The following is a 13,354-nucleotide window of genomic DNA, read 5'->3' as shown; positions in this document are numbered from 1 at the left end:
TTGGGAGGATTATAATTATGCCAAAAATTAAAACTCGTCGCGCAGCGGCTAAACGTTTCGCAGTAACTGGTACTGGTGAATTCAAGCGTGCAAAAGCTTTCAAAAGCCACATTCTTGAGAAAAAATCTCCAGCTCGTAAACGTAATTTACGTAAAGCTACATTGGTTGCTAAATCTGACTACAAACGCGTAGTTAAATGCTTACCATACGCTTAATCGCTAACTATTAGATTGATATATCGTAATTTAGGAGGAATATACAATGGCAAGAGTGAAAAAGGGCGTTACAGCTCATGCACGTCATAAAAAGATTTTGAAATTAGCTAAAGGTTACCGCGGTACTCGTTCTCGTTTGTTCAAAAAAGCTAACGAAACAGTAATGAAAGCGTTGTACTACGCTCGTCGTGACCGTCGTGCGAAAAAACGCGAATTCCGTCAATTGTGGATTGCTCGTATCAACGCAGCAGCTCGCATCAATGGCACAACTTACAGTCGTTTCATCGCTGGTTTGACTAAAGCAGGCGTTGAAGTTAACCGTAAAATGTTGGCTGACTTGGCAGTTAACGATGCAGCAGCATTCGCTAAACTTGTTGAAGTAGCTAAAAACGCTTAATAGCATACCATAACAAATTAAGGACTCTCTTTGGAGGGTCCTTTTTTGTATTGTGAAAGCCTCCTCTAGTACGATGGTAAAGAAACAATAAAAAGGAGATTTACTAGTTCATGGCGAAATACTCAGTATAGATATTTCGTTAACAAATCTCAGGTAGAGGAGGGATTAGTATGAACGTATTAAAGAAAGCTTTAGTTTTAGGGGCCGTAGGTGCTATGTTAGCCATACCAGGCTATGCAAAAGTTGTAACTGGTAGCCAATCAGATGCTAACTTAGATCTAAAATATCCACTAGTTTATACAGATCATGCTTATGCGCAACAGGCAATTAATACAGATATCGCAAACTATGTGCTAGAAGCAAAGGATATGTATTACAACCAACATATTTATAAGGTGGCTCAAAATTATAAGGTAACCTATGAAGATAGCCAAGTGGTTTCCATTCTATTGACGACCTATCATTACTATGCCGGTGCCGCTCATGGTATGACTAATACCAGAGGACTTGTATATAATAAAATAACAGGTCAACGTGTTCCTCTATACAATTATGTAAAAATCGCTAATGCAGAACAGTTGGATAGAGGATTACGATCTTATGTATTAGATTACTACACAGGTTCTCATACAAAGAGCCGTATTCCTCAAGGCTGGAGTGTAAAATATGTAACTGATAACTACTGCCTACGCGGTAAGGGTAATATCGATCTAGTTTACCAACCATATGAATTAGGACCTTATTCTAATGGGACTACCTATATTGGATTTACACCGCAATCTATTGAATACTTTAACCGCATGAACTCGTAATAAAGGTGGCGTTATATTGTTTGTTTTCGGACTGATGATTCCCCTAGGACTGTTGTTACTCGTACTGAGCATTAAGCATACTGTGAAAGTGTATACGGTAACGGCCATACATGATATGCCTTATAGAACAGATAAAGGGATATTTACTATACAAACAGCTGGTCGCTATGGTATATGGCTTAATGGTAATCGGTTTAAAAAAGCTCCCTTAGGACTATTTGGACTACAGCTTATTAACTGTGAAACGGAAAAGGAAGTCCCATTAAGAACTAGCTATATACCCGTTAGTGTGACTAAAGTAATCGACGTACGATTTGAACTCTATACATTTTATGCTAATCCGGGGACGTATCAGCTATTATTTAACGATAAGCCGAGTCGAATAGTAAAGATATTTGGTACGATTCGTCGCTATCTAATTAGTAGTGATGATGATTATGGCTCTTATTCCATCAGAATCTATCCTCATCAATCTATGATTTATTCGTTCCTTAGTATATGGGGATTTATATTTGGCGTTATCGCCGTGATGTGGGGGATAGCGGGATTGATTGTGCATTAATAAAATGTAAGATACTTTGAATTTTGTATTTTGCTATATAACGTAAAGTATGTTATATTATAAATACAAAGAGAGCCATCAACGTGTAGCTAGCGTTAGGCCCATCTACAAAATTGCAAATTTAGAATGCGCCTAACGTGTAAGCACTGCGAATGCTTTTATACGTTAGGCGTTTTTCTTACTCTATTTTAAAATAAAAGTAAGAATGGATACTGCTAGAGACAATATAGCAATGATGAGCATTACTTTTTCATAATTGTTCATAGCATCACCACCTTTCGGTGATGAGCCTAACTCACGTTGATGACTCTAGGTTCAGTATAAATAAGTGTCGACAATTTGTCGACACTTATTTAACCTTGTTTATGTTAATGTGCTATAGAGTTATGTATACTTATAGATGATAAAAGCCTATAGCACGAAAATCGTACTATAGGCTTCTGTCATGTCTAATATCTTATCTTCTGTATCCGCCGCATCCTCTAGTATTAGAGTTTGAACCGCAATAGTTTTGGTTGTTATTGTTGCATGGTGCATAGTTAGCATTGTTATTGCAGTTGTATTGTGTGTTAGTATTGCAATTGTACTGAGAATTATTGCATACATAATCGTAAGCAAATCCTGTGGACACTACAGCAGTCACGGCTAAAGCAGTCATGATGAGTATACGTTTAGTAAATTTCATAGTAATCACCTCCTAGTTTTTATACTTACATTATACTACTATAAGTCAAACGAAATATGATATTCTATACATATATACTATTTGAGAGAGTTTATGTGAAAGGAAGCATTATTATGATGAAACGTGTATTGATGGCTACGCTCTGTTTAAGTTGTGTTGCCTTTAGTAGTAACGCAATTGATATTAATATACCTGGTGCAGATCCGACGGTATCAAAAGATGCATATCAGAACTATCGTAAGACTGATGCAGATGCACAGCAAATGGAACGGGAGATTGAAAAGGATATAAAAACATATATGCCAAAAGAAGTGGTAGGTAACGGTGAATTAGATTTAAATGATGTCATTTATTCTAATCGTGAGTTGAACCATGCATTGGATTTTTCTTCATCCGTATTTATATTGAAAGAGGATGGGGCCAATGTAAAATTCACTATGCCATACTCGAGTCGATATGGGAATACTGAGAAGATTGCAGATGGTACACCTGCTTTCAGAAATGCAATGATTATGAGTCCCGACGGTATGATGGCTTATGAATTACGTCATCAACCAGCAGGCAATAATTGGGAGGATAGTAAGATTCCTTATAGCAAATTGACTGTTGATGATATGAAAGCTATCGCAGAGAAAACAGCTGGTGTATTTCGTGGTGATGACCATTCATTATATGCTGGTAAATTTACGTATCCTACGGTTGAAAAAGCGACATGGGATGTCACGTATGCTAAGGATGCACCAATGGTGGGTAGCCTTAATTTTACGATGAAGAATACACCGACGATTTCGTATCATGTGGGTTATAATTTTATGCCTAGAAAACAGTTTAGTGTGTTAAAAGCACAAGGTATTGATAAGGCTAAAGACATAATAATGTCCCCGTTGGTAAACTATGTATTACCATCCATTGAACCAGCGAAGGATATACTTTCAAAAAGTAAAGCATTAAGAATTAATGATTTTACATTCTTAACGCTAAAAACAAGTAAAATGATACGGGAAGATAAGAATGATTCGTACATGTATGTATACGATAGCAATCAGTATAGAGAAGGTATCATGGTGATGCCAGTTGAGGCTGAAGATATACAACATCCAGAGAAGATTTTCCCGAAAGCTGTACGCAGTATTATTCTAACTGACAAGTATTCCATGCATCAACCAATCCAATTTGCTACCGTATGGAATGATGCTATGTCATCCGTATATATGCAAATTAAGCGTCCTAAAACAACGATATATATGTTAATATCCCATGATAAACAATATGTGTACAATCACTTTATTATGACCTATAATACAAGCTCTTTAGTTGAAAAAGACTTGCGAGATATTGTGCAATATGTAGATACTAATAACAATAAGGACTACTATAACACATTCCAAAGTGGGCTTGGGGCTAAGATGCCAAAAGACATGGCGACGGTTGATATTAAGAATGCGAAATAATAGATAAGGTAAGGAATTTAAAAATACCTTGTGAAGTAACTCTCACCATCGGTTAGATTTTTTCATGTAACTATAGGCTCTCTGTTGTGAGGTATATACCTCGCGATAGAGGGCTTTTTGTGTGTGATAAAAGTTAAAAAAGAGCTCTATTTTTCTAGAAAATATCTTTATTTCTTATGCTAAAAGGCGTATACTATAGATAATAATATAGAACATATATTTGTATTTAAAGAAAGGAGGAAGATGTATGAGTGATGATGTAAAGATATTTGAAGGTAGTCAAATTCGTTCTGTGTGGGATAATGAAAGGGAAGAGTGGTATTTTAGTGTAGTTGATGTGATAGGTTCTCTGACTGAAAGCAATAATCCGCGTGACTATTGGTATCGTGTGAAAAAACGTATGTCAGAAGAAGAACGAAGTGAGTTGTCGACATTTTGTCGACAACTGAAACTTAAGTCGACAGATGGTAAGTCATATAAGACTGATGTAGCTGATATGCAAGGTATTTTTCGTATAATCCAATCTGTGCCTTCTCCTAAAGCGGAACCGTTTAAAATGTGGTTGGCTGAAGTTGGTAAAGAGCGTATTGATGAGATAATTGACCCAGAGCTAACTATAGATAGGGCTTTAGAATCTTATGCTCGTAAGGGATATAGCCGAGAATGGATTAACCAACGATTACAGGCGATTCAAGTGCGTAAAGAACTTACAGATACATGGCAAGATCATGGTGTTAAGGGTGGCAATGAATATGCTATCTTAACCAATGAAATTTCAAAAGCTTGGTCCGGAATGACTACTCGGGAGTATAAGGATTTCAAAGGTCTTAAAAAGGAAAATCTGAGAGATAATATGTCTACTACGGAGCTTATTTTAAATATGTTGGCAGAAACAGCAACTAAAGATATTGCAGAAGCTAAAAATCCACAAGGATTAGAGGAAAATAAACAGGTTGCTCAAGATGGTGGTTCTATTGCGGGTGATGCACGTAAATCGATTGAAGCTAGAACTGGTAAGCCTGTTATTATCTCTAAAAATGCTATAGACTTGGGGCGACTAATTAGTGATGTGGTGAAACATGATAGATGAACAATTTGAACGGATAAAACGAAAGCGTAATTGTAGAGTGCATTTTTATGCAGATTCTTTTCAGATATCTGATTGTACAGTAGCGCCAGTACACGATATACCTGATGCAATATATGAAAATCAGGAGTTTGATTTTTATGTTGAGTCTACCTATGATGTATATCTGCTCCGAATCATACATAGCCAAGATTGTGTTGTAAGTATTTATCCTGCAAAAGCTGAGGGAATCATATATATCGTAACTTCTATACCTGTGTCTAAAGATAATATCAAAGAGACTATTCAAAAGATTTTACATGCGTTGGAGAAATATGGTTTTCCGAAATTGAAGAATCCGAAAAGTAGTATTACATTTAATATATAGTGATGAAATAGGTCGTAAAGAAAATAATACCACATCATATAGGAATTTTTTGTCCCGTATGATGTGGTATTTTGTATATAATATATATATGACTGTATACATTATAGACTATTAAATCCCGTATTATAGATATGTACGTATATTGAAAGGATTATTTATGAAGTATCTTGTTTTATTTATTCGAATATTTGCTGATAAAGCCCTTCAGATTAAATTAAATATTAAACGAAACTGGAAGTTTTTCAAGAAAGAATTTAGGAAAGAGCCTATATTACATAAAAAAAGTAGAGTGTTTCGTAGAAATTTTGTAAAATATACTCGTTTATATCGCCTATTAACTGCTGAGAAACGATTGATAGAACTTGAGTTTATAAAAAAATCTGAAAAGTCACTTGATATTGTATATAAGGTTATGATGGTTATGCTTACATCATTTATTACTTTATTTATTCCTTTTCAAGTTAATGTATTTATATCAGCGCAAAATATAGATATATATGGGAGTATATTGATTACAGGGGTTTTAATTGCTTTAGCTGCAACTTTATTTTTACTTTTCTTTCTTGCATATTCATTTGGATCAATAAAACAATATATCATAGCATATATACTTCTTGCTGGATTATGGTTCTTAGTTCTTGTTTCACCAAGGTTAGAAAATAGTATTATTTATCATATCTCTTTGAGTACTTTGTCTATTATTTCTGTAGAGTACTTTATATGGCAGTATTTATCTTATAAAAAAGAGATTTTACTTGCACGAAGACTAGCGATACAAATAAAAAATAATGTGTAGAGTTACTTATATAAAGCATGTAATTGTAGATAATGTAATATCATATTTAATTATAAAGTCTAACTAATTCTATCAAACAAAGCGTACTTTAAAATTTGGATGAATAATTATATAATAATTACAAATGTAACATTAATTTGAAATGAGGCTTATATGCAATTATTAACAGTGGATATTAGCGAAGAAGGGATTGCTAATGATTCTGGAACGCTGTTGACAATTTTACTAAAAGATCGGACTACAAATAAAAATATTGTATGGGCTTCACCTTCTTATGAAGGTATGGGGAAGCCTTTTTGTGCTGACCAGCCTATTAAAAAAAATCTAATTATAGGTCCTTATGACTCGATTATTCAACCACGTGTTGAAAAGAATAAACGTAATCAAGAGCTACGCACTCGTAAACGTGGTGAAGTATTTACTCCACCTTGGCTTGTTGATAAGCAAGTATCTATTGTACTGGATGAAATAGGGGTCATTTCTTTTGAAAGCTTCATTGCTTTACGTTGGTTAGAACTGGCTTGTGGTGAGGGGCCATATATAGTAACTCGTTATGATTCTATAACTGGCGACATTATTCCTGTTGATAAACGTGTTGGTTTTTTAGATCGAAAATTGCAAAGAATAGCTGAACAATCAAATACGGAGAAAGAGTTTATAAAATGGTCTAAAATAGCTTATGAATCTAGCTATGGCTATGAATTACAAGGTGATTCGTTACTCTTAGCGCGTGAAAATTTGTTATTATCATTTTGTGAGCATTATGATTACACATTTGGTAAATTACCGACAATGAAGGTAATTAAACAAATAGCAACGATTATTTCTTATAATATATTTCAAATGAATGGGTTAACTAAGCAAACCCCATATTCAGATAATTCAAAGGGGAATATTCAACTTAATTTATTTGATGATGTAAATAATCAAGAACTGCAGGGGGATATGTTTGCATTTGTCAAAGACTGGGAAAATAAAGCGTTAGTATCTATGGATTCAATTTCTAAGGGAGATGAAATGATGAAATTTGATGTAGTAATTGGGAATCCTCCATATCAGGAAGAAGCACAAGGTACAAGTACAAAAGATATGCCTATATATCATAAATTTATTGATTCTGCATTTGAAATAGGGGAAAAAGCTTGTTTAATTACTCCTGCAAGGTTTTTATTTAATGCAGGGGGGACACCTAAACAATGGAATAGAGAATTTCTTAAAAACCCTCATGTTAAGGTTCCTTATTATGAACAAAATAGTGCTAAGGTATTTCCTAATACATCTATAAAAGGGGGAATAGCGATAACCATATTTGATAAACAGAAAGATTATGGTGCAATAGAGACATTTACATCTTTCGAAGAATTAAATTCTATTATGAAAAAGGTTAATGTAGTACCAGAACAATCATTAGCTGAAATTGTAACGAATCGTGGGGCGTATAGGTATTCAGATTTAATTTATAAAGATTATCCTGATGCAATGAAACGTGTTTCAGATAGACGTTTGGCATCTAATGCGTTTATAAAATTACAAGAGTTATTTTATAATGATATACCTAATGATGGTAATGAATATATTAAGATATTAGGCAGATTTGATAATGAACGATTATATAAATGGTTTCGTAGAGACTATATAAATAGGCCCATTAATTTAGATAGGTATAAGATTGTTCTTCCTAAAGCAAATGGTAGTGGTGCTATAGGTGAAGTTTTGTCTACACCCCTAATCGGGGAACCCCTAATCGGGTATACAGAAACATTTATTGCTATTGGGGCTTTCATAACTGAATTTGAAGCTAAAGCTTGTTTAAAGTATATTAAAGGTAAATTTTCACGTGCGATGTTAGGGATTTTAAAAATTACACAAGATAATACCAAGGAGACATGGCGTAAAGTTCCCATTCAAGATTTCACACCTAACTCAGATATTGATTGGTCTCAATCCATTGAAAACATAGACCAACAATTGTACAAAAAATATAATCTTTCACAGGATGAAATAGATTTCATTGAATCAAAAGTGAGGGCTATGGACTAATGGGGACAGAGATTAAAACAGGGAAGGTTGTAGAACCTAAAATCTATGCATATACTACACCACAAGTTACTACTAATGATGGGTGGATTAAGATTGGGTACACGGAACGGGATGTGGAGACTCGAATTCGTGAGCAAACCCATACAGCAGCTATTCGAACAGAAATTTTATGGAATCATTTAGCCGAATATGTAGACGGACCAGAAAAAGGGCTAAATTTTAAAGACCATGATTTTCACGGTTTCCTAAAGTTTCATGATATAGAACGTAGACCGAAAACAGAGTGGTTTTATTTTAATGGTACACCAGAGAAATCGGAAGGTTTATTTAACAAGTTTATTCGTCATGATGTATCCGGTTATCAACCAGGGAAAAGTAATGAATATGCGTTACGTCGGGAGCAAGACGAAGCTGTTACGAAAACAGCGGCTTATTTCACTAGTCATGAAAATAGCGAATTTCTATGGAATGCAAAACCTCGGTTTGGTAAAACATTATCAGCTTATGATTTAGTTAAACGATTAGGTGAAACAAATGTTATAGTGCTTACCAATCGTCCAGCTGTTGCGAATTCATGGTATGACGATTTTGTTCAGTTTATTGCGGGTAATACAGAATATAAATTTGTTAGCAGTACCGATTCTTTAAAAGACAGACCATCTATGAGTCGAGAACAATTTATTGAATATCTCAGTGAACATGATGAGGCAAAACAAATTGCTTTCATCAGCTTACAAGATCTAAAAGGGTCTAAATATTTTGGTGGAGAATACGATAAATTAAAATGGGTGGCCGATTTACATTGGGATTTAGTTATCATAGATGAAGCTCATGAAGCAGTAGATACACGTAAATCCGATTTTGCATTTAGCAATATACATAGACGTTGGACCCTTCATTTGTCAGGCACACCATTTAAATCAATCGCCAAAGGTCAATTTAGTGATGAACAGATTTATAATTGGTCATATGCAGATGAACAACAAGCCAAGAAAAATTGGGATAGCACGTGTGAAAGTGAGAATCCATACGAAGCATTACCTCAATTGAATATGTTTACCTATCAAATGTCGAAGATGGTTTTAGATGTCATTAATGATGGTGTAACTGTTGATGGTGAAAACTATGACTATGCATTTGATTTGAATGAGTTCTTTGCTACTAATGAGAGTGGTGAATTTGTTCATAAAGAAGCAGTTGTTGCGTGGCTTGATACTTTAACACATAATGAAAAATATCCATTCTCTACAAAAGATCTACGTAATGAATTAAAGCATACATTTTGGATTTTAGATCGTATAAATTCAGCGAAGGCACTTAAGAAGTTACTAGAAAATCATCCAACCTTTGAAAATTATGGAATTGTATTAGCTGCAGGTTCAGGTAATGCTTATGAACATAATAGTGATGAGGGAACTGAGAATCTTCGTTCTCTAGCGGCTGTTCGTAAAGCTATAGCAGATCATGAGAAAACAATTACGCTTTCAGTAGGACAATTAACAACAGGTGTAACCGTACCTGAATGGACTGGTGTAATTATGCTATGTAATATGAAGTCACCAGCTCAGTATATGCAGGCTGCTTTTAGAGCACAAAATCCATATTCTTGGACAGAAAAAGGTAAACACTATAGAAAAGAACGGGCTTATGTATTTGATTTTGCACCAGAACGTACATTGATTATTTATGATAAGTTTGCTAATGATTTATCTATGGTGACTGCTAATGGGCATGGTACGACTGATGAAAGAAAAGAGAATATCGGTGAATTATTAAACTTCTTCCCTGTTATAGCTGAGGACTCTTCTGGTCGAATGATAGAAATTGATGCGGCTCAGGTAATGACGATTCCTAAGCAAATTAAAGCCCAAGAAGTTGTTAAACGTGGTTTTATGTCTAATCTTCTATTTGATAATATTGCTGGTATTTTTAGAGCGACTCAAACTGTTTTAGATATTCTAAGTGAGTTGCCTGAAGCATCTCAAGGTAAAGTTGTTATGGGAAACGATGACATAGATATTGTTGATGTCGATTTAGATGATGATGATAATCCAATTGTTTCAGATGAAATCGTTATTAATAAACAAGAGGCTTTATTTGGAGATAAATTACGAAGTTCAATTGCAAATATTGAAAATACAATACGTAATGAAGATTTAAAACCGACATTGGAGGATATGTTATCTCGTGTGACTGCACCTGTTATTACACCAATTGTTCAGGAAATGCAAGAAACGTATGGTCTTAAAAATCGAGCAGCACAACGAATTGAAAAAGATATTAAAGATGCTATTAAGACGGTAGCCGAAGAAAATGATAAGGCACAAAATGTTGCTATTGCACATAAAGAAGCTGAATATAAAGAGAAAATTGAAGCTGCTACATCAGATGAGGAAAAGCTAGCGATTGAAACCGAACGAGAAGAAGCAATTAGTGCTGTAAAAGTAGAATATAAAGATAAATTTACAAAAGATATTAGTACAACATTACATGAATTGCCTAAACAAATCATTAAACAACAGGAAGTAGAAGCCTTACAAAACCGAATGAATAGTGATGAAGAAAAAATTCGTGGTCATCTACGGGGCTTTGCTAGAACAATTCCAAGTTTCCTTATGGCATATGGTGATGAGCAGCTTACATTAGACAATTTTGATACCTATGTAGATGGAGATGTTTTCTATGAAGTTACTGGAATCACATTAGATCAATTTAGATATCTACGTGATGGTGGAGATGACTTCAATGGTCATTTGTTTGATGCTCCAACATTTAATGAAGCCATACTTGAATTCTTACGTAAAAAAGCAGAACTTGCTAATTACTTTGAAGATAATAAAGAAGACATCTTTGATTACATTCCGCCACAACAAACAAATCAAATCTTCACACCTAAAAAAGTTGTAAAACGAATGGTAGATGAACTAGAAAAAGAAAATCCTCATATTTTTGATGATCCAACTAAAACCTATATTGATTTATATATGAAATCTGGATTATACATCGCGGAATTGGTTAAACGTTTGTATAACAATGAATCTATGAAACAACAATTCCCAGATGATGCGGCAAGATTGAAGCATATTCTTGAAAATCAAGTGTATGGATTTGCACCATCGGCTATTATCTATCGGATTGCTACAAACTTTATCTTTGGGCCAATTAGTGATGATGTAAGTAGAAAGAATTTTGTACAAGAAGATACGATACCTTATGCTAAAGAGGGGAAAATCGGGAATCTTATAAATAATTATTTTTAGTAAATACTTTTATTTATAGATATGAAAGTTTTTAGGGGAGTATAAAATTATGAAAGATGATGGTAAATTAATACAATTTGGCAATTTTAATGTTACTTTTTTTGAGGATAATGAAGATAAACCCATGTTATCTCATTTTGAGGATATTATTTATCCTGCCTTTAATTCTAATATTGAACGGAAAATGAAATCAGGAATATATTCTTTAATAGATGTGTCTATACAAGAGGTTGATGGGGAAATTGTTTTAGCGGGATGTCTAATAAAGAATACTAAATATGAAGTTTATACTACCATGGAAAATGGTTCTTTAGAGTTTGATAGACATAATGTATTAACATGTCCGTTTTCAAAATTTGTAATTTTTTTAAGAAACCATAGGATGGTCCTTGTTAAAAATGAAAAAAATAGTCCTGATTTAAGAAGTTTTAATTCGAGTATTGGCTATATAATAAATGAATTTATTAGGAATGAAAATAAAAGAAGAAAGAATAATAAAGTTAGCTCTACAACTGAGAATCTAAAACCGTTGCTTTTACCAAGTGCAACAGTTAATATTGTTGGTCTTCCCAAAGATAGTCAATCTATTATAGAAAAGCTAGATGAATTAAAGAAGGTAAAACGAGTGGTATTAAGATTTTTCCCCTTAAATAATGATATAGATACGACTGAATTCACTAAAGCAATTAGACAGATGGCATTTAATACGGATACAAAGAACAGTTCTTTTATTTTGAACTCACCAAAAAAGAATATTGGAGTTGCAAATTTATTAACTCAGACAGAAGGAACTGTTGCCGCTAATGTAGAAGGTATTACGGAGGATGGAGAAAAGGTAAATATAAAAAGTAATGATATTGCAATGTCTACATATTTACCTTGTAAGGATAACCTTATGGATTATAGTATTGCTAAAATAGTTTCATTTGTTCGTAAAGCTAAAGTTAAATTAGTTACCAGTAATGAGAATAATAGTATATATGAGTCATTTCTAGAACGTATTAAGAAGTTGTTATGATTAATGGAGATAGAGGTATGAATGAAGAGCTTTGGAATAAAAAGTTAAGAGAATTTTCTAGCTTTAATAAATCATCAATAGTGGCACTAATAAAAGCATTTTCTATATTATCCGTTAAAGGCAGGCATAAATGGAATTGGGTTTTACCAATAATTATCTCTAGTTTTATCGTTTTATTTAATAATTTGGATTATCATAAGACTTTTAATAGCGTAATTGAAAGTATGTTACCAATACAATTGGCTATTTTTGGTATTATATTTACACTGTATTCTATTATTTTAGTTTTTTTTAGTGATGCTTTAACAATTTTTTTGATACGCTTAGAGAAGGAATGTAAGAATGATGCATTAAATTCATATATTGGATATTATGGTGATTTATTGTATGTCTTTTTCTCAAGTATTTGTATTAGCCTGATAGTTAAAATTGGGTTAATAAGAATAGAGGAGTTTTCTTATTTATACTTTATAAACTATGTTGAAAAGATTGTCGTATTTTTATATTTAATCTTCACTTTTCGATGTATTATGGAAATATACTCATCAATTTATAATACTATCAATTTATTTAGTTTAAGTATGTACGTACGTATATCTGATTTAAAAGATAAAAGAGATCTATAAGGTAGTGTCTGTAAATGATACTCTAAGAATGTACAAAA

Annotated in this window: 12 protein-coding genes; all 12 read left to right on the top strand. The window is 33.4% G+C overall.

What is annotated here, in order from left to right:
- Window positions 1-17: 17 nt before the first annotated feature.
- A complete protein-coding gene (gene rpmI, locus VIHSUH07_RS08785) occupies window positions 18-215 on the top strand; it encodes a 50S ribosomal protein L35 (protein ID WP_005376016.1) in 198 nt (65 codons plus the stop codon).
- A 46-nt stretch (window positions 216-261) separates the two neighbouring features.
- Entirely contained in the window at window positions 262-612 is a 351-nt protein-coding gene (gene rplT, locus VIHSUH07_RS08780; protein ID WP_005376311.1) for a 50S ribosomal protein L20, read from the top strand.
- A gap of 170 nt (window positions 613-782) precedes the next feature.
- Window positions 783-1,424, top strand: a complete 642-nt coding sequence (locus VIHSUH07_RS08775) for a PdaC/SigV domain-containing protein (RefSeq protein WP_105084661.1) — start codon at window positions 783-785, stop codon at window positions 1,422-1,424.
- A gap of 16 nt (window positions 1,425-1,440) precedes the next feature.
- The gene (locus VIHSUH07_RS08770; protein ID WP_105084660.1) at window positions 1,441-1,986 is read left to right on the top strand and encodes a hypothetical protein; all 546 of its coding nucleotides are present in this window, start codon (window positions 1,441-1,443) and stop codon (window positions 1,984-1,986) included.
- 798 nt (window positions 1,987-2,784) lie between these two features.
- On the top strand, window positions 2,785-4,122 hold the full coding sequence (locus VIHSUH07_RS08760; protein ID WP_105084658.1) for a hypothetical protein: 1,338 nt from the start codon (window positions 2,785-2,787) through the stop codon (window positions 4,120-4,122).
- Between the two features lie 247 nt (window positions 4,123-4,369).
- Window positions 4,370-5,212 carry a BRO family protein gene (locus tag VIHSUH07_RS08755; RefSeq protein ID WP_105084657.1) on the top strand — a complete coding sequence of 281 codons (843 nt, stop codon included), beginning with the start codon at window positions 4,370-4,372 and terminating at the stop codon, window positions 5,210-5,212.
- Window positions 5,202-5,576 carry a hypothetical protein gene (locus VIHSUH07_RS08750; protein WP_105084656.1) on the top strand — a complete coding sequence of 125 codons (375 nt, stop codon included), beginning with the start codon at window positions 5,202-5,204 and terminating at the stop codon, window positions 5,574-5,576. Before VIHSUH07_RS08755 ends, VIHSUH07_RS08750 begins: the two co-directional genes overlap by 11 nt.
- A 157-nt stretch (window positions 5,577-5,733) precedes the next feature.
- Window positions 5,734-6,372, top strand: a complete 639-nt coding sequence (locus VIHSUH07_RS08745; protein WP_105084655.1) for a hypothetical protein — start codon at window positions 5,734-5,736, stop codon at window positions 6,370-6,372.
- A gap of 153 nt (window positions 6,373-6,525) precedes the next feature.
- Window positions 6,526-8,412 carry an Eco57I restriction-modification methylase domain-containing protein gene (locus VIHSUH07_RS08740; RefSeq protein ID WP_105084654.1) on the top strand — a complete coding sequence of 629 codons (1,887 nt, stop codon included), beginning with the start codon at window positions 6,526-6,528 and terminating at the stop codon, window positions 8,410-8,412.
- Window positions 8,412-11,672 carry a DEAD/DEAH box helicase gene (locus tag VIHSUH07_RS08735; RefSeq protein WP_105084653.1) on the top strand — a complete coding sequence of 1,087 codons (3,261 nt, stop codon included), beginning with the start codon at window positions 8,412-8,414 and terminating at the stop codon, window positions 11,670-11,672. The genes VIHSUH07_RS08740 and VIHSUH07_RS08735 overlap by 1 nt, the downstream gene beginning before the upstream one ends.
- 49 nt (window positions 11,673-11,721) lie before the next feature.
- The gene (locus VIHSUH07_RS08730; RefSeq protein WP_105084652.1) at window positions 11,722-12,690 is read left to right on the top strand and encodes a hypothetical protein; all 969 of its coding nucleotides are present in this window, start codon (window positions 11,722-11,724) and stop codon (window positions 12,688-12,690) included.
- Window positions 12,687-13,316 carry a hypothetical protein gene (locus VIHSUH07_RS08725; RefSeq protein ID WP_105084651.1) on the top strand — a complete coding sequence of 210 codons (630 nt, stop codon included), beginning with the start codon at window positions 12,687-12,689 and terminating at the stop codon, window positions 13,314-13,316. Before VIHSUH07_RS08730 ends, VIHSUH07_RS08725 begins: the two co-directional genes overlap by 4 nt.
- The last annotated feature ends 38 nt before the right edge of the window (window positions 13,317-13,354 follow it).

It is taken from the genome of Veillonella sp. T34266-5, from assembly GCF_002959815.1.
Classification (GTDB): domain Bacteria; phylum Bacillota; class Negativicutes; order Veillonellales; family Veillonellaceae; genus Veillonella; species Veillonella atypica.
This window is presented reverse-complemented; position numbering and strand designations above follow the sequence as displayed.

Excerpts from the sequence above, each read along its gene's own strand:
- rpmI (WP_005376016.1), top strand. The coding sequence starts at position 18 with ATGCCAAAAATTAAAACTCGTCGCGCAGCGGCTAAACGTTTCGCAGTA.
- rplT (WP_005376311.1), top strand. The coding sequence starts at position 262 with ATGGCAAGAGTGAAAAAGGGCGTTACAGCTCATGCACGTCATAAAAAG.
- VIHSUH07_RS08775 (WP_105084661.1), top strand. The coding sequence starts at position 783 with ATGAACGTATTAAAGAAAGCTTTAGTTTTAGGGGCCGTAGGTGCTATG.
- VIHSUH07_RS08760 (WP_105084658.1), top strand. The coding sequence starts at position 2,785 with ATGATGAAACGTGTATTGATGGCTACGCTCTGTTTAAGTTGTGTTGCC.
- VIHSUH07_RS08755 (WP_105084657.1), top strand. The coding sequence starts at position 4,370 with ATGAGTGATGATGTAAAGATATTTGAAGGTAGTCAAATTCGTTCTGTG.
- VIHSUH07_RS08750 (WP_105084656.1), top strand. The coding sequence starts at position 5,202 with ATGATAGATGAACAATTTGAACGGATAAAACGAAAGCGTAATTGTAGA.
- VIHSUH07_RS08745 (WP_105084655.1), top strand. The coding sequence starts at position 5,734 with ATGAAGTATCTTGTTTTATTTATTCGAATATTTGCTGATAAAGCCCTT.
- VIHSUH07_RS08740 (WP_105084654.1), top strand. The coding sequence starts at position 6,526 with ATGCAATTATTAACAGTGGATATTAGCGAAGAAGGGATTGCTAATGAT.
- VIHSUH07_RS08735 (WP_105084653.1), top strand. The coding sequence starts at position 8,412 with ATGGGGACAGAGATTAAAACAGGGAAGGTTGTAGAACCTAAAATCTAT.
- VIHSUH07_RS08730 (WP_105084652.1), top strand. The coding sequence starts at position 11,722 with ATGAAAGATGATGGTAAATTAATACAATTTGGCAATTTTAATGTTACT.
- VIHSUH07_RS08725 (WP_105084651.1), top strand. The coding sequence starts at position 12,687 with ATGATTAATGGAGATAGAGGTATGAATGAAGAGCTTTGGAATAAAAAG.